Annotated in this window: 16 protein-coding genes and 1 tRNA gene; 3 read left to right on the forward strand and 14 right to left on the reverse strand. The window is 63.5% G+C overall.

Features of this window, described 5'->3' with window-relative positions; translation table 11 throughout:
• Window positions 1-170 precede the first annotated feature (170 nt).
• From LRP30_RS24400 to LRP30_RS24455, 12 genes are all read right to left on the reverse strand, one after another.
• Window positions 171-2,180, reverse strand: coding sequence for an ABC transporter ATP-binding protein (locus LRP30_RS24400; protein ID WP_249756539.1), 2,010 nt, complete (start codon window positions 2,178-2,180; stop codon window positions 171-173).
• 131 nt (window positions 2,181-2,311) lie between these two features.
• Window positions 2,312-4,366, reverse strand: a complete 2,055-nt coding sequence (locus LRP30_RS24405) for an FAD-dependent oxidoreductase (protein ID WP_249756540.1) — start codon at window positions 4,364-4,366, stop codon at window positions 2,312-2,314.
• A 192-nt stretch (window positions 4,367-4,558) separates the two neighbouring features.
• Window positions 4,559-8,755 carry a DNA-directed RNA polymerase subunit beta' gene (gene rpoC / locus LRP30_RS24410; protein WP_128933129.1) on the reverse strand — a complete coding sequence of 1,399 codons (4,197 nt, stop codon included), beginning with the start codon at window positions 8,753-8,755 and terminating at the stop codon, window positions 4,559-4,561.
• 129 nt (window positions 8,756-8,884) lie between these two features.
• Complete coding sequence (gene rpoB / locus LRP30_RS24415) at window positions 8,885-13,003, reverse strand: DNA-directed RNA polymerase subunit beta (RefSeq protein ID WP_128933128.1); 4,119 nt, start codon at window positions 13,001-13,003, stop codon at window positions 8,885-8,887.
• A 485-nt stretch (window positions 13,004-13,488) separates the two neighbouring features.
• The gene (rplL, locus tag LRP30_RS24420; protein ID WP_091894765.1) at window positions 13,489-13,866 is read right to left on the reverse strand and encodes a 50S ribosomal protein L7/L12; all 378 of its coding nucleotides are present in this window, start codon (window positions 13,864-13,866) and stop codon (window positions 13,489-13,491) included.
• 54 nt (window positions 13,867-13,920) lie between these two features.
• Entirely contained in the window at window positions 13,921-14,439 is a 519-nt protein-coding gene (rplJ, locus tag LRP30_RS24425; RefSeq protein WP_128933127.1) for a 50S ribosomal protein L10, read from the reverse strand.
• 582 nt (window positions 14,440-15,021) lie between these two features.
• Window positions 15,022-15,975, reverse strand: coding sequence for a 2-hydroxyacid dehydrogenase (locus LRP30_RS24430; RefSeq protein WP_128933126.1), 954 nt, complete (start codon window positions 15,973-15,975; stop codon window positions 15,022-15,024).
• A gap of 90 nt (window positions 15,976-16,065) precedes the next feature.
• A complete protein-coding gene (rplA, locus tag LRP30_RS24435; RefSeq protein ID WP_018647230.1) occupies window positions 16,066-16,758 on the reverse strand; it encodes a 50S ribosomal protein L1 in 693 nt (230 codons plus the stop codon).
• A 6-nt stretch (window positions 16,759-16,764) separates the two neighbouring features.
• Window positions 16,765-17,193 carry a 50S ribosomal protein L11 gene (rplK, locus tag LRP30_RS24440; protein ID WP_128933125.1) on the reverse strand — a complete coding sequence of 143 codons (429 nt, stop codon included), beginning with the start codon at window positions 17,191-17,193 and terminating at the stop codon, window positions 16,765-16,767.
• A gap of 129 nt (window positions 17,194-17,322) precedes the next feature.
• Window positions 17,323-17,877 (reverse strand): transcription termination/antitermination protein NusG, encoded by a 555-nt coding sequence (gene nusG / locus LRP30_RS24445; protein ID WP_018647229.1) that lies wholly within the window; start codon window positions 17,875-17,877, stop codon window positions 17,323-17,325.
• Window positions 17,877-18,068: a preprotein translocase subunit SecE gene (gene secE / locus LRP30_RS24450; RefSeq protein WP_091894769.1), complete on the reverse strand. Its 192-nt coding sequence runs from the start codon at window positions 18,066-18,068 to the stop codon at window positions 17,877-17,879. The genes nusG and secE overlap by 1 nt, the downstream gene beginning before the upstream one ends.
• Window positions 18,069-18,404: 336 nt before the next feature.
• Window positions 18,405-18,480 (reverse strand) — tRNA-Trp (locus tag LRP30_RS24455).
• Window positions 18,481-18,630: 150 nt separating this feature from the next.
• On the opposite strand from LRP30_RS24455, the gene LRP30_RS24460 reads away from it, so the two are divergent.
• The gene (locus tag LRP30_RS24460) at window positions 18,631-19,866 is read left to right on the forward strand and encodes a serine hydrolase domain-containing protein (protein WP_128933124.1); all 1,236 of its coding nucleotides are present in this window, start codon (window positions 18,631-18,633) and stop codon (window positions 19,864-19,866) included.
• A gap of 240 nt (window positions 19,867-20,106) precedes the next feature.
• Here LRP30_RS24460 and LRP30_RS24465 read toward each other — a convergent pair whose 3' ends face one another.
• On the reverse strand, window positions 20,107-20,874 hold the full coding sequence (locus LRP30_RS24465; RefSeq protein WP_091894773.1) for an SDR family oxidoreductase: 768 nt from the start codon (window positions 20,872-20,874) through the stop codon (window positions 20,107-20,109).
• Window positions 20,875-20,941: 67 nt separating this feature from the next.
• The gene (locus LRP30_RS24470; RefSeq protein WP_164934808.1) at window positions 20,942-21,640 is read right to left on the reverse strand and encodes a histidine phosphatase family protein; all 699 of its coding nucleotides are present in this window, start codon (window positions 21,638-21,640) and stop codon (window positions 20,942-20,944) included.
• 133 nt (window positions 21,641-21,773) lie between these two features.
• Between LRP30_RS24470 and LRP30_RS24475 the strand changes: the two genes are divergently transcribed.
• Both LRP30_RS24475 and argE read left to right on the forward strand, forming a co-directional pair.
• Complete coding sequence (locus tag LRP30_RS24475; RefSeq protein WP_128933122.1) at window positions 21,774-22,559, forward strand: SDR family oxidoreductase; 786 nt, start codon at window positions 21,774-21,776, stop codon at window positions 22,557-22,559.
• A 1,032-nt stretch (window positions 22,560-23,591) separates the two neighbouring features.
• Window positions 23,592-24,764 (forward strand): acetylornithine deacetylase, encoded by a 1,173-nt coding sequence (gene argE / locus LRP30_RS24480; RefSeq protein ID WP_128933120.1) that lies wholly within the window; start codon window positions 23,592-23,594, stop codon window positions 24,762-24,764.
• The last annotated feature ends 194 nt before the right edge of the window (window positions 24,765-24,958 follow it).

Genomic DNA, 24,958 nt, shown 5'->3' on the forward strand with positions numbered 1-24,958 from the left:
TCGACCCGCGACGGGCCGATGCGTCCAAGCCAAATATCGAAAAAGTCCGCGGCTTGGCGTCGGCCGAACCCTTGCGCCAGGGAATCACTGAGTCGGTGCTGGGCCGCGCATGCTTGGGCGACGAGATATGGATCGGACACGGCGCTCCCCCCGGAGCCGAACGCCCCCAGTCATTCCTCCTCGTCGTCCTCATCACCCTCGAGGTCTTCATCCTCGTCATCATCGTCGCTGTCGTCGTCGGCGTGAGCCGCCGCGCCATGGGGCTGGTGAATCTGATCGTTCCACAGCTTGCGATAGGTGCCGTTCCTGGCGAGCAGCTCGGCATGGGAGCCGCGCTCGATCGCCTTGCCACCTGAAATCACGATGATCTCGTCCATCTCGACCACGGAGGCCAGGCGGTGGGTCGACCAGATCATGGTGCGGCCCTTGGCGACCTTCAGCAGCGTGCGGTTGATCGCGGCTTCCGTGGTCTGGTCGAGCGCCGAGGTGGCTTCGTCCAGCAGCAGCACGGATGGGTTACGGATGATCGCGCGCGCGATCGCGATGCGCTGGCGCTGGCCGCCTGAGAGCGTTTCGCCACGCTCGCCGACCGGCGTGTCATATCGCTGCGGCAGGCCCATGATGTAGCGGTGGATCTCGGCCTTCTTGGCCGCCTCCTCCACCTCTTCGTCGGTCGCGCCCTCCTTGCCGAGCCGGATGTTCTCGCGGATCGACATGTTGAACAGCATGTTCTCCTGGAACACCACCGCCATGCTCCGGCGCAGCGAATCCAGCGTCACCTTGCGGACGTCAACGCCGTCGATGGTGACGCGGCCTTCGTCCGGCACGTAGAGCCGCAGGATCAGATTGAGCAGCGTGCTCTTGCCGGAGCCCGAGGGACCGACGATGGCGATGCGCTTGCCGGCCTTGAGCTTGAGACTGAGATTGTCCAGCACCGGCGTCTGGCTACCTTCGTATTGGAACGTCACGTGGTCGAAGGTGATGTCGTTGGTGATGCGCGGCAGGTCGGGCGCGCCGGGGCGATCGGCATCGCGCGTCGGCTCGTCGAGCAGCTCCTGGATGTGCCGGATCGCAGCGGCCGAGGAGATCGACACCGGAATGAAATGCATCACATGGGCGATGTTGTAGGAAACCTCCCAGAACGCGCTCTCGAAGGTGACGAAGGTGCCGATGGTGATCTGGCCCTTGGTCGCCAGATATGCACCGATCGCGAGCACGACCAGGTGCAGCAGCAGCACCGAGATGGTGACCGTCCGCTCCACCATGGTCGACAGGAATGCGGCCGAGGCGATCTTGTTGCGCGTCTCGTCGTTGCGGAAGGTGAAGAAGCCGAACATCTTGCGCTGCAGGCTGAACGCCTTGATCACCGCCTGGGCCGCCACGTTCTCCTGCACCATGCCGAGCAGCGCGCTCTCGTTGAGCTTCTGTTCGTAATTGGCCTGCACCGCCTTCGGGGTGAGGATGCGCGGGCCGATCAGCGTGATCGGAAACACCAGCAGCGCGACCACCGCAAGCTGCCAGTTCAGGAACACCATCAGGATGATGCCGGCGATCAGTTCCAGGAACGGCAGTGCTGCGCTGTTGGCAAAGCTCTTGACCGAGCCTTCGAAGGCCGAGAGATCGACGGAAAAGCGCGACAGGATCTCGCCGCGCTTGGTGCGGCCGAAATAGGCCGCCGGCAGATCCTGGACATGCTCGAACAGGCGTTTGCGCACGTCGGAAATGATGCAGGCAGCGAGCCGCGCGTCCCAGCGCTCGTACCAGACAGCGACAATCGAGGTGAAGATGCCGGCGGCCGCGAGCACGCCGAGGATTTTGTAGAGGGCCTGGAAGTCCTCCTCGCCGAGCGCGTCGTCGATCAGGTACTTCAGGCTGAGCGGCATGATGACGTTGAACAGCGTCTCGACGCAGACGCCGAACGCGACGAATGACAACATCCGCTTGTAGTTGGTCAGATAGGGCCTGATGAACCCGACGATGGTGGCGAGCGCGCCGGCGGCCTCGCGCGCGGTAAAGACGACGAGGTCCTCGTCCTCATCGTCGTCATCGAGCTCCAGCTCGTCCTCGCCCTCCTCGTCTTCGAGTTCCGGCTTCGCGGCGGCGGCGAGCTTGTCGTCGAGCTCGGCCGCCTCTTCCGCGGCGAGCTTCTGTTTGTCGGGCGAGAGGGGCTTGGACGCCATAAAACCAACCGATGCTGACGGCCGGCATGACCGCAGAGAAAGCAGCAATAGCGGCAGCCGCTATTGCACCGATTCTATGCCATCAAGATGAATTCGGCAAAGCAATTGGCGAAGGCGCCCGACGTCTTGGACTAGTCGTCGTCCTCGACCTTGTCGAAGAAGGAATAGCGCAAGCTGTCAGCGTCGGCGTACCACTGGCCGGGCCCCTTGCTCGCGGCGAGCGTCGCCTCCCAGAGCGCATCGGTGCAGTCCTTGCGGTGCATCGACAGATCGAAGCCGTTGCCGAAGAACAGTTCGGACCACTCCCACCAGGTGCCAAGCTTCTTGACCCCGCGCAGCAGGTCGTAGCGGTCGATCAGTGCCGGCGCCATGTCCGACGTAATCGAGCCGAACACGAGGCCGGTCTTGACCACACGATGCAGCTCGCGAATCGCGCGGACCACCTGCTTCGGCGAAACGTGGCAAAGGCTGGTCTCGAACACGAAGTCGAACGCACCGTCCTTGAACGGCATGTCGGTGATCGAGCCGAGCTTGTTGTACTTCTTCAGCGCCTTCGGCGTTTTGGCGTGAATGGCGCGGTTGTTCTCGATTCCCCATGCATCGATGCCGCGATCGCGCAGCGCACCGACCAGCTCGCCGCTGGCAGAGCCCGCGACCAGCAGCTTGGCGCCCTTCGCCTCGCCCCAGACGATGCCGATCAGGCTCGTGAGATAATCGGGATCGGTGAAGTGGCGCCACGCCTCGTCATAGGGACCGAGGCCGCGATAGTTCTCGAAATAATCGCGGTCGATCTTGTCGGAGAGCGGCTTGTCCTCCTGCGCGCGCTCGCGTCGCAGGCGCATCATCTCGGTGAGGATGATGTCGGTCGCCGCGTCCGAGGAGTCGAGCAGACCGTTCAGCGTCGAGTCGAACAGGTAGTCGCCGACCACCACGATGCCGGGATGCTGCTTCGGCTCGGGCCGGTGATTGGTCATGACGTCGCGCACCGGCAGACCGCCCGGCAGCGCGTTCACCGACGACAGCCAGCGGTGGATCTTGCCTTCCATGAAATGCGAACGCGCATCGCCGAGCGATGCCGGCAGCGATTTCAGCGCCGCGTCGATCAGCTCCTGGTCCGACAGGTTGGCGAAGGCCAGCGCGTCGGAGCCGGGAATGAGCCAGTTCAGAACGCCGTGCTTGCCGACGTCGTGGCGCGCGCCCTCGTTGTAGACGCAGCAGCCGCCGAAGGCCTCCGACATGAACCAGGCGCCGGGTATCCTCTCGCCCCAGAACGGCGTGTCGAACAGGATCGAGACGCGCAGGTAGTGCGCCGGCCGGTCGAAGTACGAGACGTGCTTGACCATCGACTTGCGCAGCTGCTCGCCTTCCCAGCCGACGGTCGCGAGCCAGGAATGCGGCAGGCACATCAGCACGAGATCGAAGTCGCGCGTTTCCGGCCCCTTGCCGTTCATCATCTTGAGCTGATAACGGCCGGTCGGGGCCTTGCCGACGGTGAGCACCCGGTGATTGAGCTGGATGTCGGCGTTGACCTCCGACTGCAGGCACTCGATCAGCTGCTCGTTGCCGTTCTGGATGGAATAGAGGCCGATATAGCCGTCGACGTCCATCAGATAGTTCTTGAGCGCATTGAGGCCGTTGGTGTTGTGGCTCTCGGTCGCGATGTCCGAGCGCGCCATGACCTTGAAGAAACGCTTTGCCGTCTCGTCCTCGACCTCCTCGTCGAGCACCTGCTCGGCGGTCTTGTAGGCCCAGGGGTTCTCGTTGTCGTGCGCGCCGACGCCCTCGTAATACTCGATCGGCGACATCACCTCGGTGCAGCGCTTGCGGAACGCCTCGATCGCGGCCGCGGTCTTGGCGCCGTATTTGCGGCGCATGCCAGCGATGTCGTTGAGGAGCTCGCCGCCGAACTGCACCTGCTCGGCATCCATCGGAATGGTCTGAAGCCCGAAATGCTGGATCAGCTCGCGCAGCGGATCGGGCCCGGTCATCGAGTAGTCGTAGATCTCGGCAACGCCGGCCTCGTACATCGCGGGCGCGGAATCGAATTTGCGCGTGACGATCTTGCCGCCGAGCCGGTCGGACGCCTCGAAGATGGTGACGCGGCAGAGGTCGCCGAGCTTGCGCTTCAGATACCAAGCGCTCATCAGCCCGCCGGGGCCGCCGCCTACGATTGCGAGATCAAGCATGTGAGTTCCGTGGTCTCCGGCCCTGCCCCCGTCACGGGACCACCGGTCTAAGCTCTCCTAGCAGAAGCGCTTTTGCGGCTGAAGGAAAGATGAACAAAGGCTGATCCCGCATAGCAGCAAACACAGAAAGCAGCAAAAAGGCCGGCAAAAGCCGGCCTTTTCATTGTCCTCGGTATTCTTACGGATGAACCATCATTCAGCCGGCGGCAGCGCCATTGGCTCCGCTTCCGGCGCGGGCGATACGACGGCCGCCTGCTTCTCGCGCTCGTCCAGGATCAGCTTGTCGCGCTTCATGGCGACTTCGCGGATCTTGGCCATGGAGGCGCCGGTGCCCGCCGGGATCAGCCGGCCGACGATGACGTTCTCCTTGAGGCCTTCGAGCGGATCGATCTTGCCGTTGACCGCCGCTTCCGTGAGGACGCGGGTGGTCTCCTGGAACGAGGCCGCCGAGAAGAACGAGCGGGTCTGGAGGCTCGCCTTGGTGATGCCGAGCAGAACCGGCGTCCCCGTGGCGGGCTTCTTGCCCTCTTCCTTGGCCTTCTCGTTCAGCGCGTCGAACTCGATCTTGTCGACCTGCTCGCCGGAGATCATGTCCGTGTCGCCCTGGTCGGTGACTTCCACCTTCTGGAGCATCTGACGGACAATCACCTCGATGTGCTTGTCGTTGATGAGCACGCCCTGGAGCCGGTAGACCTCCTGGATTTCGTTGACCAGGTAAGCCGCAAGCTCCTCGATGCCCTTCACCGCAAGAATGTCGTGCGGCGCCGGGTTGCCTTCCACGATGAAGTCGCCCTTTTCGACGACGTCGCCGTCCTGAAGGTGGATATGCTTGCCCTTCGGGATCAGGTACTCGCGCGGCTCCTCGGTCTTGTCCATCGGCTCGATCGAGATGCGACGCTTGTTCTTGTAGTCGCGTCCGAACCGGATGGTGCCCGCGATTTCGGCGATGATCGCCGCATCCTTCGGACGCCGTGCCTCGAACAGTTCCGCCACCCGCGGCAGACCGCCGGTGATGTCACGCGTCTTGGCGCTTTCGGTCGAGACACGGGCGAGGATGTCGCCCGGATTGACCTTGGCTCCGACGTCGACCGAGAGAATGGCGTCGACCGACAGCATGTAGCGGGCATCGCCGCCACGGGGGAGCTTGAGCACCTTGCCGTCCTTGCCCTTGACCACGATGGCCGGACGCAGGTCCGAGCCGCCGCGGGTCGAGCGCCAGTCGATAACCACGCGCTTGGCGATACCGGTGGCCTCGTCGAGCGTTTCCGAGATCGATTGCCCCTCGACCAGATCCTCGAAGCCGATCGTACCTTCGACTTCGGTGAGGAGCGGACGGGTATAGGGATCCCACTCGACGACGCGCTGGCCGCGCTTAACCATATCGCCTTCGTCCACGTGCAGGCGCGAGCCGTACTGGACACGGTGCGTCGCACGCTCGGTGCCGTCGGCATCGACGATCGCCACCACCATGTTGCGCACCATCGCGATCAGATGACCTTCGCTGTTGCGGGCGATGGCCTTGTTCCTGATCACGATCTTGCCGTCGAAGTTGGCTTCGACGAAGGACTGCTCGTTGAGCTGCGCCGCACCGCCGATGTGGAAGGTGCGCATGGTGAGCTGGGTGCCCGGCTCGCCGATCGACTGCGCCGCGATGACGCCGACCGCTTCGCCGTGGTTGACCGGCGTGCCGCGGGCGAGGTCGCGGCCGTAGCACTTGCCGCAGATGCCGTTGACGAGCTCGCAGGTCAGTGCCGAGCGGATCTTAACCTCCTGCACGCCACCCTGCTGGATGGCGTCCAGATGGCTCTCTTCCATCAGCGTGTCGCGCTTGATGATCACCTTGCCCGAGCTGTCACGCACGTCTTCGCAGGCCGTGCGTCCGAGGATGCGCGAACCAAGCGAAGCAACGACGGTGCCGGCATCGACGATGGCGCGCATCTTGATGCCGAGCTTGGTGCCGCAGTCGCTCTGCGTGATGATGCAGTCCTGCGCCACGTCGACGAGACGACGGGTCAGGTAGCCGGAGTTCGCGGTCTTCAACGCGGTGTCCGCGAGGCCCTTGCGGGCGCCGTGGGTCGAGTTGAAGTACTCGAGCACCGAGAGGCCTTCCTTGAAGTTCGAGATGATCGGCGTCTCGATGATCTCACCCGACGGCTTGGCCATCAGGCCGCGCATGCCGGCGAGCTGGCGCATCTGGGCCGGCGAACCGCGGGCACCGGAGTGAGCCATCATGTAGATCGAGTTGATGTCGGCGTCGGCTCCGCTCGCCGTCTTCTTAGTGGCGGAGATCTCCTTCATCATCGCCTTGGCGATTTCTTCCGTGGCCTTCGACCAGGCGTCGACGACCTTGTTGTACTTCTCGCCATGCGTGATCAGACCGTCGTTGTACTGCTGTTCGAAATCCTTCGCCAGCGTACGGGTGGTATCGACGATCTTCCACTTGCCGTGCGGCACGACCATGTCGTCCTTGCCGAACGAGATGCCGGCCTTGAACGCGTTGTAGAAGCCGAGCGCCATGATGCGGTCGCAGAAGATCACCGTCTCCTTCTGGCCGCAATGACGGTAGACCTGGTCGATCACGCCCGAGATCTCGCGCTTGGTCATCAGCTTGTTGATGATCTCGTACGAAATCCGCGGGTTCTTCGGCAGCAGATTGCCCAGCATGACGCGGCCGGCGGTGGTCTCGATCCAGCGCTTGGAGACCTTGCCGGTCTCGTCCATGCCTTCCCACCGGTACTTGATCTTGGTGTGGAGGTGGATGACCTTCGCGTGCAGCGCGTGCTCGAGCTCGGCCATGTCGCCGAACACCTTGCCCTCACCGGGCAGGCCTTCACGCATGATCGAGACGTAGTACAGACCCAGCACGATGTCCTGCGACGGCACGATGATCGGCTGACCGTTCGCCGGATGCAGGATGTTGTTGGTCGACATCATCAGCACGCGCGCTTCCAGCTGCGCTTCAAGCGACAGCGGAACGTGCACGGCCATCTGGTCGCCGTCGAAGTCGGCGTTGAACGCGGAGCAGACCAGCGGGTGCAGCTGGATCGCCTTGCCCTCGATCAGCACGGGCTCGAACGCCTGGATGCCGAGGCGATGCAGCGTCGGCGCGCGGTTGAGCAGCACCGGATGCTCGCGGATCACCTCATCCAGGATGTCCCAGACCTCGGGACGCTCCTTCTCGACCAGCTTCTTGGCCTGCTTCACGGTGGTGGACAGGCCCTTGGCGTCAAGCCGCGAGTAGATGAACGGCTTGAACAGTTCCAGCGCCATCTTCTTCGGCAGGCCGCATTGATGCAGACGCAGCTCGGGACCGACCACGATCACCGAACGGCCCGAATAGTCGACGCGCTTGCCGAGCAGGTTCTGACGGAAGCGGCCCTGCTTGCCCTTGAGCATGTCGGCGAGCGACTTCAGCGGGCGCTTGTTGGCGCCGGTGATGACGCGGCCGCGGCGGCCGTTGTCGAACAGCGCATCGACCGCTTCCTGAAGCATGCGCTTCTCGTTGCGGATGATGATGTCCGGCGCGCGCAGCTCCATCAGCCGCTTCAAGCGGTTGTTGCGGTTGATGACGCGGCGGTAGAGGTCGTTGAGGTCCGAGGTCGCGAAGCGGCCGCCGTCCAGCGGCACCAGCGGACGCAGGTCCGGCGGGATCACCGGGACCACGGTCATGATCATCCATTCCGGCTTGTTGCCGGAGTGGCGGAACGCTTCCACGATCTTCAGGCGCTTGGCGAGCTTCTTGTGCTTGATGTCGGAGTCGGTCTCCTGCATCTCGACGCGCAAGGAGGCCTCGAGCTTCTCCAGGTCCATGCCCTTGAGCAGCTCGCGGATCGCTTCCGCGCCGATCATGGCGGTGAAGGAATCCTGGCCGTACTCGTCCTGCGCCTTCAGATACTCGTCTTCAGACAGGAGCTGACGGTCCTTCAGCGCGGTGAGGCCCGGCTCCAGCACGACGTAGTATTCGAAATAGAGGATCCGCTCGAGATCCTTCAGCGTCATGTCCAGCAGGAGGCCGATGCGCGAGGGCAGCGACTTCAGGAACCAGATGTGGGCGACGGGGGCTGCGAGCTCGATATGGCCCATGCGCTCGCGCCGGACGCGCGACAGCGTGACCTCGACCGAGCACTTCTCGCAGATGATGCCCTTGTACTTCATGCGCTTGTACTTGCCGCACAAGCACTCGTAGTCCTTGATCGGCCCGAAGATGCGGGCGCAGAACAGCCCGTCGCGCTCGGGCTTGAAGGTACGGTAGTTGATGGTCTCCGGCTTCTTGATCTCGCCGTAGGACCAGGACAGAATCTTTTCTGGAGACGCGATCGAGATCCGGATCTGGTCGAAGACCTGAGCCGGCGTCGTCGGATTGAAGAGATTCATAATTTCTTGGTTCATCGTCTTCTCCTCGCGTGCCGGTCGCCTCCGGCCGCAAATTCGAAAATCACTTAGCGGGGCGCCCTGCCCCTCAAGGCCTCAGGCCGGGCGCCAACGCCCGGCCGCGAAGGCCGGGCATGACAGGTCGAATTACTCGGCCGCTTCCGACGTCGGCGCCGGTCCCATCTTGGAGTTGTGCAGGTCGACGTTGAGGCCGAGCGAGCGCATTTCCTTGACCAGCACGTTGAAGGATTCCGGAATACCGGCCTCGAACGTGTCGTCGCCGCGCACGATCGCCTCGTACACCTTGGTGCGGCCGGCGACGTCGTCCGACTTCACCGTCAGCATCTCCTGGAGCGTGTACGCCGCGCCATAAGCCTCGAGCGCCCACACCTCCATTTCGCCGAAGCGCTGGCCGCCGAACTGCGCCTTGCCGCCCAGCGGCTGCTGGGTGACGAGCGAGTACGGACCGATCGAACGCGCGTGGATCTTGTCGTCGACGAGATGGTGCAGCTTGAGCATGTAGATGTAGCCCACCGTCACCTTGCGATCGAACGGATCGCCGGTGCGGCCGTCATAGACGGTCGACTGACCCGAAGCGTCGAGACCGGCGAGCTTCAGCATCTCCTCGATGTCGGCTTCCTTGGCGCCGTCGAACACCGGTGTCGCGATCGGCACGCCGCGGCTCAAGTTGTGGCCGAGCTCGATCAGTTCGTTGTCGTTGAGCGACTTGATCGTCTCGTCCTCGCCGTAGACCTTCTTCAAGGTTTCCTTCAGCGGCTTGATGTCCTGCTTCGACAGGTACGCATCGACCGTCTGGCCGATACGCTTGCCGAGGCCGGCGCAGGCCCAGCCGAGATGGGTCTCGAGGATCTGTCCGACGTTCATGCGCGAGGGCACGCCCAGCGGATTGAGCACGATGTCGGCATGCGTGCCGTCTTCGAGGAACGGCATGTCCTCGATCGGCACGATCTTCGACACCACGCCCTTGTTGCCGTGGCGGCCGGCCATCTTGTCACCGGGCTGGATCTTGCGCTTCACCGCGACGAAGACCTTGACCATCTTCATCACGCCGGGCGGCAACTCGTCACCGCGCTGAAGCTTCTCGACCTTGTCGAGGAAGCGCTGTTCCAGCCCCTTCTTCGACTCGTCGTACTGCTTCCGCATGGCCTCGATCTCGGCCATCAGCTTGTCGTTCGGGGAGGCGAACAGCCACCACTGCGACTTCGGGTACTCCTCGAGCACCGCACGGGTGATCTTGGTGTCCTTCTTGAAGCCCTTCGGACCGGCGATGCCCTGCCGTCCCTCGAGCAGCTCGGCAAGACGGTTGTAGACGTTGCGGTCGAGGATCGCCTGCTCGTCGTCGCGGTCCTTGGCCAGACGCTCGATCTCTTCCCGCTCGATCGCCAGCGCGCGCTCGTCCTTGTCGACGCCGTGACGGTTGAACACGCGCACTTCGACGATGGTGCCCTGCACGCCCGGAGGAACGCGCAGCGAGGTGTCGCGAACGTCGGAAGCCTTCTCGCCGAAGATGGCGCGCAGGAGCTTCTCTTCCGGCGTCATCGGGCTTTCGCCTTTCGGCGTGATCTTGCCGACCAGGATGTCGCCGGCGCGCACTTCCGCACCGATGTAGACGATACCGGCTTCGTCGAGGTTCTTCAGCGCTTCTTCCGAGACGTTCGGAATGTCGCGGGTGATTTCCTCAGGTCCGAGCTTGGTGTCGCGGGCCATCACCTCGAACTCCTCGATGTGGATCGAGGTGAAGACGTCTTCCTTCACGATCCGCTCGGAGAGCAGGATCGAGTCTTCGAAGTTGTAGCCGTTCCACGGCATGAACGCGACCAGCACGTTGCGGCCGAGCGCGAGCTCGCCGAGATCGGTCGAGGGGCCGTCGGCGATGATGTCGCCCTTCTTCACGATGTCGCCGACCTTCACCAGCGGACGCTGGTTGATGCAGGTCGACTGGTTGGAGCGCTGGTACTTCATCAGCCGGTAGATATCGACGCCCGACTTGGTCGGATCGAGATCTTCCGTGGCGCGGATGACGACGCGGGTCGCATCGATCTGGTCGATCACGCCGGAACGGCGCGCCGCGATCGCAGCACCCGAGTCACGCGCAACCACGCCTTCCATGCCGGTGCCGACGAACGGCGCCTCGGCGCGAACCAGCGGCACCGCCTGGCGCTGCATGTTCGAGCCCATCAGCGCGCGGTTGGCGTCGTCGTTCTCGAGAAACGGGATCAGCGCCGCAGCGACCGAAACGAGCTGCTTCGGCGACACGTCCATGTAGTCGACCTTATCAGGCGTCACCGGCAAGACTTCGCCGGCGTGACGGCAGACCACGAGATCTTCGGTGAAGCGGCCCTTCGGGTCGAGCGGCACGTTGGCCTGCGCGACCGTGTAGCGGCCCTCCTCCATCGCCGAGAGGTACACGACCTCGTCGGTGACGCGACCGTCCTTGACCTTGCGGTACGGCGTCTCGACGAAGCCGTACTTGTTCACGCGCGCGAAGGTCGCGAGCGAGTTGATCAGGCCGATGTTCGGACCTTCCGGCGTCTCGATCGGGCAGATGCGGCCGTAATGCGTCGGATGCACGTCGCGCACCTCGAAGCCGGCGCGCTCGCGGGTCAGACCGCCCGGTCCGAGCGCCGACAGGCGCCGCTTGTGGGTGATCTCGCTGAGCGGGTTGGTCTGGTCCATGAACTGCGAGAGCTGCGAGGAGCCGAAGAACTCGCGCACAGCCGCAGCCGCCGGCTTGGCGTTGATCAGGTCCTGCGGCATCACCGTGTCGATGTCGACCGAGGACATGCGCTCCTTGATCGCGCGCTCCATGCGCAGGAGGCCGATGCGGTACTGGTTCTCCATGAGCTCGCCGACCGAACGCACACGGCGGTTGCCGAGATGGTCGATGTCGTCGATCTCGCCCTTGCCGTCGCGCAGGTCCACCAGCGTCTTGATGACGGAGAGGATGTCTTCCTTGCGCAGCGTGCGCTGGGTATCGGGCGCATCGAGGTCGAGGCGCATGTTCATCTTGACGCGGCCGACCGCGGAAAGGTCGTAGCGCTCGGCGTCGAAGAACAGCGACTGGAACATGGCCTGCGCCGATTCCAGCGTCGGCGGCTCGCCGGGACGCATGACGCGATAGATGTCGAACAGCGCGTCCTCACGCGTCATGTTCTTGTCGGCCGACAGCGTGTTGCGGATGTAGGGACCGACATTGACGTGGTCGATGTCGAGCAGCGGCAGCTCCTTGTAGCCCTGCTCGTTGAGCGCCTTCATCAGCTTGTCGGTGATTTCCTCACCGGCTTCAGCATGGATCTCGCCGGTCTTCGGGTTGACGAGGTCCTCGGCGACGTAGTTGCCGACCAGTTCCTCATCGGCCATGCGCAGCGCCTTCAGCCCCTTCTCCTGGAGCTGGCGGGCGGCACGGACGGTGAGCTTCTTGCCGGCCTCGAGCACGACCTTGCCGGTATCGGCGTCGATCAAATCGTTGACGGTCGAGTAGCCGCGGAAGCGGTTGGCGTCGAACGGAACGCGCCAGCCTTCCTTGGTCCGCTTGTAGAGGATCTTCTTGTAGAACGTGGACAGGATCGCCTCGCCGTCGAGGCCGAGCGCGAACATCAGCGACGTCACCGGAATCTTGCGGCGACGGTCGATACGCGCATAGACGATGTCCTTGGCGTCGAACTCGATGTCGAGCCAGGAACCGCGATAGGGAATCACGCGGGCGGCGAACAGCAGCTTGCCCGAGGAATGGGTCTTGCCCTTGTCGTGGTCGAAAAACACGCCGGGCGAACGGTGCATCTGCGAGACGATGACGCGCTCGGTGCCGTTGACGATGAAGGTGCCGTTCATCGTCATGAGCGGGATGTCGCCCATGTAGACGTCCTGCTCCTTGATATCCTTCACCGACTTGGCGCCGGTTTCCTCGTCGATATCGAACACGATGAGGCGCAGCGTCACCTTGAGGGGAGCCGCGAAGGTCATGCCGCGCTGGCGGCACTCGTCGACGTCGTATTTCGGCTGCTCGAACTCGTAGCGGACGAATTCCAGCATCGAGGTGCCCGAGAAGTCGGAGATCGGAAACACCGAGCGGAACACGGCCTGCAAACCCTCGTCGAGACGGCCACCCTGGGGCTCGTCGACCATCAGGAACTGGTCATAGGACGCCTTCTGAACCTCGATGAGGTTCGGCATCTCGGCGACTTCCTTGATGTGTCCGAAAAACTTGCGAACGCGTTTGCGACCGGTGAATGTCTGCTGCGCCATCGTGGCCTCTCATTTCGTCGCCCGCTCTGGGCGCGCCGTCCGGAACGCGGCTGCCACCGCTCCCCGGGTTGAATTTTTCGAACCCGTCTTGGGGGCCGGAAGCTCAGTTTCAGGCGGGAATGTCCTGAATCTGTTCTTCAGACCTTCAAAACGCAAAACGACGCGCGGGGCGCAGAAGCGCGCCCGCCCGTCACAACGATCGTCTTCACGGACTGCAAAAGCCCGAAATAGCCTGCTCTCCCAACGGCTTACAGGGAAATCCGGCATCCCTGCCCACCGCGCTTTCGTGCTGCCGACCCGATATGGGGCGACAATAATGGAGATTCGAGGGGTAAACCCTCAAATCCCCACACTTTTTCGTGTTCGGCCTGCGCCGGCACGTTCCGTCGCACGCCTTTTGCATCCGGCCCACCCCTTCGATGAGGGGCGGACCAAGATCCCGGGCGCGCCAATGCTCGCCCGAGACCTCGCCAGTAAGCTTCCGCTTACTTGAGCTCGACCTTGGCGCCAGCCTTCTCGATCTGCGCCTTGATCTTCTCGGCTTCTTCCTTGTTCACGCCTTCCTTCAGCGGCTTCGGAGCACCCTCGACGAGGTCCTTTGCTTCCTTCAGGCCGAGACCGGTGATGGCGCGGACTTCCTTGATCACCTCGATCTTCTTGTCGCCGGCGCTGGCGAGAACGACCGTGAACTCGGTCTTCTCTTCAGCCGGAGCGGCAGCGCCGCCGCCAGCAGCCGGGCCGGCCACGGCAACAGCCGCGGCAGCCGAAACGCCCCACTTCTCTTCGAGGAGCTTCGCGAGTTCGGCAGCTTCGAGCACGGTGAGGCTCGAGAGGTCGTCAACGATCTTCTGCAAGTCAGCCATTGTTCAGTTTCCTTAGGTGTAAGTCTGGTTCGGGTTTGAGTTTTGCGAAGGGCGTCAGGCCGCTTCGCCCTTTGAGGCATGAGCCTGGATGACGCGCGCGAGCTTGCCCGCGGGCGCGTTGGCGAGCTGAGCGAGCTTGGTCGCCGGGGCCACGATGAGGCCGACGATCTTGCCGCGCAGTTCGTCAAGCGACGGCAGTGAGGCAAGCGCCTTCACCCCGTCGACATTCAGGACGGTCTTGCCCATCGAGCCGCCGATGATGACGAACTTTTCGTTCGCCTTGGCGAATTCGATGGCGACCTTCGGCGCCGCTACCGGATCGTTGGAAGTCGCGATCACGGTCGGCCCCTTCAGCATGGGGCCAATGGCAACGACGTCAGTGCCTTCAAGAGCAATTTTGGCGAGACGGTTCTTCGAGACCTTCACCGAGGCGCCAGCCTGCTTCATCTGCGTGCGCAGCTTCTGCATCTGGGCAACGGTGAGGCCGGAATATTGAGCAACGATCGCGACGCCCGTGGTCTTGAAGACCTCATTGAGCTGTTCGACCGCTTCCTTTTTTGCCGCTCGTTCCACAGCAAGCTCTCTCCGGTTGGCGGTCATCGCGAGAAGCGGGACCGCCGGGTTGCACCCATCGTCCCGCCCAAACCTGAACCTCCGGGCCAAAACCCATCGGACACGCCGGGCAAGACGACAATTCAAGCCTGCCCTCCGCGAGCCCATGAGGCCCACGGCGTGTCGAGGTCCGAACCAGACCCGTTTCGCGAAGCCAGCCCCTAAAGCTGGGTGCGAAGTGAAATCCGGTCTTCACCCGTCTATGCAGGCCATGCGATTAAGCCATTGAGAAATCGAAATTCCCCGCGGGCGCCTGCAGTCTTGGACAGGACAAGGTCAGCCGGCGAACCGCCCGACCTCTGCCCGCATTCCACCAAGTGACAAGGTCCCCTTCCTTTTTCCGGGCAAATCCTTGCGGACGGCCTGGAAAGGAATGATCTCCTGTTGCGTCGGTTTTCGGAATGCGTGCACGAACGCGCCAGCCGAGGCCGGAACGTCCGGAAGCGGTTCTTTAACCGCTCGGAGCCGGCTTGCCAAGAGCAAAATTCACACCAGTTCCAATCCGTTGCCGGCTGGGCCTGAGGCGAGCCGACAAGGGCCGATTCAGGCCTTTTTGACCTCATGAGGCAGCGGCTTGCCCTCGAAGAACGCGCTGAGGTTCGCCAGGACGCAATTTTGCATAGCGACGTGCGATTCGAGGGTGTGGCCACCAATATGCGGGGCAAGCACCACATTGGGGAGCGCGGTCAGCGCATCGGGCGCGTGCGGTTCCCTTTCGTAGACGTCGAGGCCGGCGCCGGCGATGGTCTTGTCGGTAAGCGCGGCGACCAGGGCCTGCTCGTCGATCACCGAGCCGCGGGAGATGTTGACGACATAGCCGTCCGCGCCGAGACGCCTGAGGATATCGGCATTGACGACATGCTGGGTCTCGGCCCCCGCCCGGACCGCAATCATCAGGACGCCGCACCAGTCGGCCAGCGCCTCCAGCGACGGGAAATATTGATAGGGCAGATCGTATCTGGTGCGGCTGAAATAGCCGACCTCGCTCTCGAAGGCCGCGCAGCGCGCCGCGATCTTGCGGCCGATCTCGCCCATGCCGTAGACGCCGATGCGGCGGCCGGGCATGCCGGCCTGTGGCCGCATCATTGGCGAGGGTTTTGACGCCGCCCAATCGCCGCTACGGACATACTGGTCGGCAACCAGGATCCGCCGCGTCGTCGCCAGCATCAGGGTCATCGCGATGTCGGCGACGGAGGCCGCGTTGGCACCCGGACTGTGGCCGACCGCGATGTTGCGCACGGCGGCCGCCTTCAGGTCGACGCCGTCATAACCGGTGCCGTAGCAGATGATGGCGCCAAGCTTCGGAAACAGGTCCATCGCGTCGGCCCCCAGCGGCGTGCCGCCTGCGGTGAGGATCGCGCGGATGCCGCCTAGTTCATCCGCCGAAAACACCTCACGCGCGGGCTTGCCACCAGTGTCGAGCAGCTCGAACCGTTCGGCGAAGCGCACCATCATCGTCTTGGGAAAGCGGGAGTAGATCAGGACCTTGTCAGCCATCGTTCTTGTTTCCGGTGAACGCGGTCACAAACGACGAGGGGCGGAATCGGTTGCCCAATTCCGCCCCTCACCTCATGCTATATTTGAACCTTAGCCGAGGATGGTGCCCGGCTCGACCTTCACGCCGGGGCCCATCGTGGAGGACACCGCCACGCGCTGGATGTAGGTGCCCTTGGAGCCGGCCGGCTTGGCCTTGGAGACGGCGTCTGCCAGGGCCTTGATGTTCTCGACCAGCTTCTCCTCGGAGAACGAGGCCTTGCCGACGCCGGCCTGCAGGATGCCGGCCTTCTCGACGCGGAACTCGACCGAGCCGCCCTTGGCACCCTTCACCGCGCCGGTGACGTCCATGGTCACGGTGCCGATCTTCGGGTTCGGCATCAGGCCGCGCGGGCCGAGCACCTTACCGAGACGGCCGACCAGGGGCATCATGTCGGGGGTGGCGATGCAGCGGTCGAAATCGATCGAGCCATTCTGCACCTTCTCAACCAGGTCCTCGGCGCCGACGACGTCAGCACCCGCAGCCTTGGCCTCATCGGCCTTGGCGCCACGGGCGAACACGCCGACGCGGAGCGTACGGCCGGTGCCATTCGGCAGGGTCACGACGCCGCGGACCATCTGATCGGCGTGACGCGGATCGACGCCGAGATTGATCGCGACCTCGATGGTCTCGTCGAACTTCGCTTTCGCGCGCTCCTTGACCATCTTGATGGCGTCCGCGAGCGGGTAAAGCTTTTCGCGGTCAATGCCTTCGCGGGCTTTGTTCAAACGCTTTCCGATTGCCATGACCGCTTACCCCGCAACTTCCAGACCCATCGAACGGGCGGAGCCCTCGACCATCTTCATGGCCGATTCGATGCTGTCGCAATTCAAGTCCTTCATCTTCTTCTCGGCGATCTCGCGCACCTGCGCCTTGGTCACCTTGCCGGCCTTGTCGCGGCCCGGCGCCTTCGAGCCGGACTGGATCTTGGCAGCCTGCTTGAGGAAGTAGGACATCGGCGGCGTCTTCATCTCGAAGGTGAAGGAACGGTCCGCATAGATGGTGATGATCACCGGGATCGGGGTGTTCTTCTCTTCCTTCTGGGTCTGCGCGTTGAACGCCTTGCAGAACTCCATGATGTTGAGACCGCGCTGACCGAGCGCGGGACCGATCGGGGGCGAAGGATTCGCCGCGCCGGCCGGGACCTGAAGCTTCAGGTATCCGGTCACTTTCTTTGCCATGTATCACTCCTGTTGTGCCGGCATGGCCGGCGGTTTCAGGTTCGTGGTCTGGGTCGGATGCGGCTGGCAACCGCCCTCGCCCTCCCACGGCCTCTTGCTGCGCAAGACCGAAGTCTCACGCGTACCCGGTCAGACCTTCTCGACCTGACCGAATTCCAGTTCGACCGGCGTGGCGCGGCCGAAGATCGACACCGCGACCTTCACGCGCGAGCGCGCCTCGTCGATTTCCTCGACTACCCCCGAGAACGAGGCGAATGGGCCGTCGGCCACGCGCACGTTCTCGCCGATTTCGAACGAAACCGACGCCTTCGGCCGTTCCACGCCCTCCTGCACCTGATGCAGGATGCGCATGGCCTCGGCTTCCGAGATCGGCATCGGCTTGTTTTCAGCGCCGAGGAATCCCGTTACTTTCGGCGTGTTCTTGATCAGATGGAACGCCTCGTCGGTCAGCTTCATCTTCACCAGCACATAGCCGGGGAAAAACTTGCGTTCGGCGTCGATCTTGCGACCGCGGCGCACTTCCGTGACCTTCTCGGTCGGCACCAGCACCAGCTCGAACAGCTCCTCGAGCCCGCGTTGCTTGGCCTGCTCGCGGATCGATTCGGCGACCTTCTTCTCGAAGTTCGAATAGGCGTGGACGATGTACCAGCGCTTGTCAGACACTTGAGCGGTTGCTGTTGCCATCAGTGGATGCCCAGAAGGAAAGTGATGAGGTAACGGATGATCTGGTCGGATGCGAAAAAGAAGATCGAGGCCACGGCGACCATGACGAACACCATGATGGTGGTGATGGTGGTCTCACGACGGGTCGGCCAGGTGACCTTGGCGGTCTCCGAGCGCACTTCCTGCAAGAACTTGAACGGGCTGACTGCCATCGTTTGATGTCCAACGTCCGTCGCAAGACGGCTACTGATTTCGAAGGGATCCGAACAGGCGCCTTTGGCCCAGCCCTCGTCTGAAGGATGAGCCGGAAACCGGGCTCGATTGTTCGGGGATTTCAAAGCCGCGCCGGAAATCCGCGTCTAACGGGCCGGCTGCGAGTGCGGGGTAGATACTGCGGATGGGGCCAAAGGTCAAGATATTGGGAGCCCGGGATACGCGTGGCCGCCGCCTGCGGCCCTCATCGGGATCAATGGCTTACCCATGCCGTGATCGACGAAACCTCTTAGGGCCGGCGCCGTCCTGCCTGTAGACTAATTGTCTGGATTAGCTGGCAGGAGTGGCAGGGCTCGAACCTGCGACCCCCGGTTTTGGAGACCGGTGCTCTACCAATTGAGCTACACTCCTACAGACCCTGCGTCGCTTTAGGATCAGGGCCGCTTTCAAGCACAGGGGACGGCCGGTTTGCAAGGGTGAACCGCGCCAGCTTCGCTTGTTTGTGCCGGGGTTTTGGGGCCACAGTCCATTCCCGACAATCAAGAGCAACCGGGAGTGCCAATGACCGCCACAGCGACCGCTTCAGCCGCCCCACAGGCCACGATCGCGCCGCAGACCCCGCCTTTGCCGGAAGCCCGCCCCGAGACGCTCGGGCTGTCGCGTCCCCGCCTCCAGGCCATGTCGGACGCCTTCAAGCGCGAGATCGACAAGGGCACTGTTCCCGGCGTCACCGTGCTGGTGGCCCGCCGCGGCCAAATCGGCTGGTTCGAGGCGCTGGGCCGGCAGAGCCCGACGGGTGCCGCACCGATGGCGCGCGATTCGATCTTCCGGATCTTCTCGATGACCAAGCCGATTGTCTCGGTCGGCATCATGGCGCTGGTCGAGGACGGCGATCTCCTTCTCAGCGACGCGGTCGCCAAGTTCATTCCGGAGTTCGCCGACCAAAAGGTCGGCGTGGTCAGCGGCGGCAAGCTGGACCTGGTTCCGCCCAAGCGGCCGATGACGGTGCAGGACCTGCTCCGTCACACCTCGGGCCTGACCTACGAGCACCAGGGCGACGGCCCCGTGCACAAGCTCTATCAGGAGTCGCGCGTCCGCAGCCGCAAGATCACCAATGCCGAGCACGCCGCGCTGGTGGCGAGCTTCCCGCTGGTCTGCCATCCCGGCGACGAGTTCAATTACAGCCGCTCCACCGACATCCTCGGCCGCATCATCGAGGTCGTCACCGGCAAGCCGCTCGGCGCGTACCTCGCCGAGCGCATTCTCGCGCCGTTGCAGATGGCCGAGACCGGTTTTGCGACAGCCGCGGCCAATGCCGGCCGCCTCGCCGAACCGTTCGCGGCCGATCCCTGGACCGGTGACAAGGTCGCGCTCTTCAACATGCTGGAACAGCCGGTGATGGAGTCCGGCGGCGGCGGGTTGGCCTCGACCACGATGGATTATGCCCGCTTCTGCCTGATGCTGCGCAATGGCGGCACGCTCGACGGCAACAGGATCATCGGCCGCAAGACGCTGGAGCTGATGGCGTCCGATCATCTCGGCCCGCACGTTGTCACAAATGGCACGCTGCTGTCGCCCGGCCACGGTTTTGGCCTCGGCTTTGCCGTGCGGCGCAAGCCGGGCATCGCGCCCTTCCCCGGCAGCGTCGGCCAGTATTTCTGGAGCGGCATTGCGGGCACGTTCTTCTGGATCGATCCGAAGGAGGACCTATTCGCCGTGTTCATGAGCCAAGGTCCCGGCCAGCGCGACTACACGCGCACGCTGGTGCGGGATCTGGTTTACGCCGCGGTGGAGTGAGGCGAAGCTTGGTATCGCGGGTGCCGACGCTGCCTCCCCACACTCACTGTCATGCCCCGCGAAGGCGGGGCATCCAGTGCTCCGCGGCGGATGTGGTGAGAGCGAGCTCTTCGACGAAGGCCTCTGGAATACTGGATCGCCCGCCCCAGTGCGCAATTGCGCACAAGGCGGGCGATGACACCGATGGTGGGGCACGCGCTTGCCCCTTCCCCGAGCTGCGCGTCAGCTAATCGCCAGCACTCAACTGATCGTCGCGCCGCCGTCGATCACCATGGTCTGGCCGGTCATGAAGTCGCCGGCCTTCGACCCGAGGAACACGGCCGCGCCCGCGATCTCGTCGGGGATGCCGATGCGCAAGAGCGGCGAGCGCGAGGTCGAGGCCTTCAGGTTCTCCGGATTGTCCCACAGCGCCTTGGCGAAATCAGTCTTGATCAGGCCGGGCGCGATGCAGTTCACGCGGATATTGTCCTTGCCGTATTCGCAGGCGAGATTGCGCGCGAGCTGCATGTCGGCGGCTTTCGAGATCGCGTAAGCACCAAGGATGGTCGAGCCCTTGAGGCCGCCGATCGACGAGACGATGATGATCGAGCCGTCCTTGCGCTCGATCATCTGCGGCACCACCATCGAGATCAGCCAATTGTTAGCGACGATGTTGTTGTCGAGGATTTTTCTGAACTGATCGTCGGAGATGCCGGCGAGCGGACCATAGTACGGATTCGACGCGGCGTTGCAGACCAGCACGTCGATCTTGCCGAAGGCGCGGTTGCTCTCGTCGACGAGGTTTTGCAGATTCTCTTTCGACGAGATGTTCGCGGCAATCGCGACCGCGGTGCCCTTGCCGAATCTGTCGTTGATGCCCTTGGCCACCTGCTCGCAAACGTCGGCCTTGCGCGAGGAGATCACCACCTTGGCGCCGTGCTCGGCCATGCGCTCAGCGATCGCGAGCCCGATGCCGCGCGTCGAGCCGGTGATGACCGCAACTTTCCCCTTCATGTCGAACAAGGTCATGTTTCTCTCCCAGAGTATGATCGATTGGCTTGAACCTTACGCCGCAGGCGCGCGGCCGGACAATGGCTCAAGCGAGTTTCTTGACTTCCGGTCCCGCAGGCTGATGCATCGCTGCGTGCGCAGCGTCGGCGATCCACGGCTGCTGGTTCACCATCGGCAACCGCCAGACCGTACGCTCGGGGCTCGCGAAATAATCGAGCCGCGTCACCGACACATTGTCGATATCGAATGCGAGCCCCTGCTCCGGCAAGTCACCGAGCGCGAGGCCGACCGCCGCCTTGATGGTGCCGCCATGCGCGACCGCGATGATGTCCTGCCCGGCCGCTTCCACATTGATCCGTTCGATGGTGCGGCGCGTGCGGTTATAGAGGTCCATGAAGCTTTCACCGCCGGGCGCGGGCTCGTTGATATCGGCGAACCAGCTGGTGCCGACGGGGCGGCTCGCGATGAACTCGGCGCGGTTCATGCCCTGCCAGCGGCCGAGATTCTGCTCGGCGAGATCCGCTTCCCATTTCATCGCCGCAGGCCGCGGAAAGCCGGCCGCCCAGATCGCTTCGGCCGTCTGATGTGTGCGCATCAGATTGCTCGAATACCAGACCGCCTTGCGTGGCAGCACCTTGGCAACAGCGTTGAACACATAGGTGTCGCTGGTGTCGCAGGCGATGTCGGATTGTCCGTAGATGTTGCCGCCGTCATTGCGCACGGGCGCGTGCCGGACCCACCACCATCGTGTCATGACCACATTCGGCTTGTCTGCGCCTGCCATCGAAACCCTTCCATCCCGTGTGATGTCGCTGTACGTCAGTAGCGAACGTGTCTCAAGACACTTTACCGTTTGAAATCTTGTTTGAAATTCCGTCGCGCGGCAAGGGCCGCGTGCGAGCCAAAGGGAGAAGCGCATGGGCCGCCTGCAAGGCAAATCCGTCATCATCACCGGCGCCGGCAGCGGCATCGGCCGCGCCGCTGCGCTGCTGTTCACCAGGGAAGGCGCAAAGCTCATTGCCGTCGATCGCACCGAGGCGGTGAAGGAGACCGTCGAGGAGATCAGAGCGGCCGGCGGTGTCGCGGAAGCCATGGTGGCGGACGCCGGCTCCGAGAAGGACGTCATCGCTGTCATCGACAAGGCGGTGAAGACGCACGGCCGGCTCGATGTGATCTGGGCCAATGCCGGCGTCTCGGGCGGGCTCGTTCCGCTCGCCGAGCAGACGGTGGAGCACTGGCAGGAGATTCTGCGCGTCAATTTGATCGGACCGTTCCTCGCGGTGAAATACGCCATGCCGCACATGGTCAAGCAGCAGTCCGGCGCGATCGTGCTGACGGCGTCCGTCGCGGGTCTCAAGGCCGGCGCCAGCGGCCATCCCTATGCGGCGAGCAAGGCCGGCGTGATCAGCCTGGTGCAGACCACGGCCTATTCGCTCACCGGCACCGGCGTGCGCATCAACGCGGTATGCCCGGGCCTGATCGAAACAGGCATGACCAAACCGATCTTCGACCGCGCCAAGGAGCGTGGCACCCAAGACAAGATCGGCCAGCTCAACCCGCTGAAGCGCCCGGGCCAGCCGCACGAGCTCGCGGCGATGGGACTGTTTTTGGCCAGCGACGAGGCCTCGTATGTGAACGGCCAGGCTTTCCCGGTCGACGGCGGTCTCACGGCATCGATGCCGTATACGGGCAAGCCGGTGTAGCAAGGGGGTCTCGTGTCCCGGACGCGACGCAGCGCGCAGCGTTGCGGCGCAGAGCCGGGACCCCGCAGGCCGCGCGTTTCGCTGTTGCATGGGCCCCGGCTCTGCAGCGCACCGCTAAGAAGCGCTGCGCTGCGTCCGGGGCACGAGAGCGGAGTTTGTCGCGCAACTGCCTCAACATCGTCATTGCGAGCGCAGCGAAGCAATCCAGAGTCTTTCCGCAGAGGCAATCTGGATTGCTTCGTCGCAACAGCTCCTCGCAATGACGGAATATGTGGATGGCACCGTCGTTCCTCCAACGCACATCTCGATCGCAGACACACCTTCGCATCCTCGCGGCTTGTTCGCCCGAGCTTTGCTTCGGTGCCTTGCCCTCAATGAAAGAGGGCGCAGGGAAGACCGGGAGCCGGTTGGCTCCTATGGACCGCCATGCCAAGAGCAGATTGCGTGTGCTTCAATGCATAGCGGGAAACAGGGCAACGGGAGACATCCCGGCCTTCCCTGCTTGCGGATCGCTGATGCTGCGAACCCGGTCGGGCCGCCACATCACCGCCAGACTTGGCGCACAGAACCCCGGGCGCCAGGACCACACGATTTGGCCGTACGCGAACCGCACCTGTCGTTGGCGTGACGCTTTCGCTCACGGTTGCCCGCCTTGCGAAGCCTTTCGCGCCGGTGTGGTCCATGTCCACCGCCGCCCGGCCCGCGTTCGTGACGATCGCGATACGCCCCTCTTCCTTGGGCCGGGTTGCGCGACACATACGCCATTTCCGAATTTCGGTAAAGCGGAATATTTTGGATGGCGCGCGTTGACCCATGGCTTGCGTGTTTTGCCCGACAAGCAACGCAAGGTCTTGTAGCCCGGATGGAGCGCAGCGCAATCCGGGATTCCATCCGTGCGGACACAGCGGTCCCGGATTACGCTGCGCTCCATCCGGGCTACGGATCTGTGTTGATTTGCGCGACCGGCCACCACGTTGGTATGGTTCATGCAAGCCGCCTCACCTTCCGCAATCTCCTGACAAGATTCTAAAAATGCAGAGCTCAAGACCCGACCGTATCCGCAAGCTGCTTGCCGACCTCGTTGCTTTCGACACCGTCAGCGACCGCACCAACCTGCCCCTGATCGCCCATATCGAAAGCTATCTCGCCGCCTTCGGCATCAAGGGCGAGCGCATCATCGATGAGACCGGCAAGAAAGCTTCGCTGTGGGTCACCATTGGACTCGAGGACCGCCCGGGCCTGGTGCTATCGGGCCACACCGACGTCGTGCCCGTCGTCGGCCAGGACTGGAGCCACGATCCGTTCAAGCTCGTCGAGCGTGGCGGCAAGCTCTACGGCCGCGGCACCACCGACATGAAGGGCTTTGTCGCGGTGTGCCTCGCGATGGTGCCCGAGATGGTGGAGGCGAAGCTCAAGACGCCGATTCATCTCGCGATCTCCTATGACGAGGAGATCGGCTGTGTCGGCGTGCGGCCGATGCTGCGCGAAATCGCCAAGACGAAGGTCAAGCCGCTCGGCGCCTTCATCGGCGAGCCGACCGAGATGAAGGTCATCATCGGCCACAAGGGCAAGCACGGTGTCCGCGCCACGTTTCGCGGCCTCGCCCGCCACTCCTCGATCGCGCCCGACGGGGTCAACGCGATCGAATATGCGGCCGAGCTGATCACCGAGATCCGCCGTCGCGCTGTGAAGCTCGCGGCCGCGCGATCAACGGACAGCCTCTACGATGTTCCGCACTCGACGCTGCTCACCAGCATCGTGCATGGCGGCGCCGCGCTCAACATCGTGCCTGATGCCTGCACGGTCGAGTTCGAATGTCGCGGCATCGGCATCACGGAATCGCGTGAGGTCACCGATGCGATCGTCGCCTGGGCCAAGGCCGAGCTCGAGCCGGCGATGAAGGCAAAGAATGCGGATTGCGGCATCGATTTCGAGGAGATTCTCGACTATCCCGCGCTCGACACGGCCGCCGACGCCGCCATCGTCACGCTGGCCAAGAGCCTCGCGGGGCGCAACGACCACGCCAAGGTCGCCTTCGGCACCGAGGCGAGCCTGTTCGCCAGCATGGCGGATATCCCCTCGGTGGTCATCGGCCCGGGATCGATCGCACAGGCGCACACGCCGGATGAATTCGTCGCGATGGCCGAGTTGGAGAAATGCGCGGTGTTCGTGGAGAAGCTGATCGCGCATTGTGTGAAGGGGTAGCCCACCTCCTCGTCATTGCGAGGAGCTCTTGCGACGAAGCAATGAAGACTGTCTCTGCGGAGATATGCTGGATTGCTTCGCTTCGCTCGCAATGACGGTGGAACGAGCTCGCCTCATCACCCGGTGTCATGCCCCGGCTTGACCGGGGCATCCAGTACGCTGCGGCTTCTCGGCTCAAGCACTACGCCTCTGGA

Source organism: Bradyrhizobium sp. C-145, assembly GCF_023375135.1.
GTDB lineage: Bacteria > Pseudomonadota > Alphaproteobacteria > Rhizobiales > Xanthobacteraceae > Bradyrhizobium > Bradyrhizobium zhanjiangense.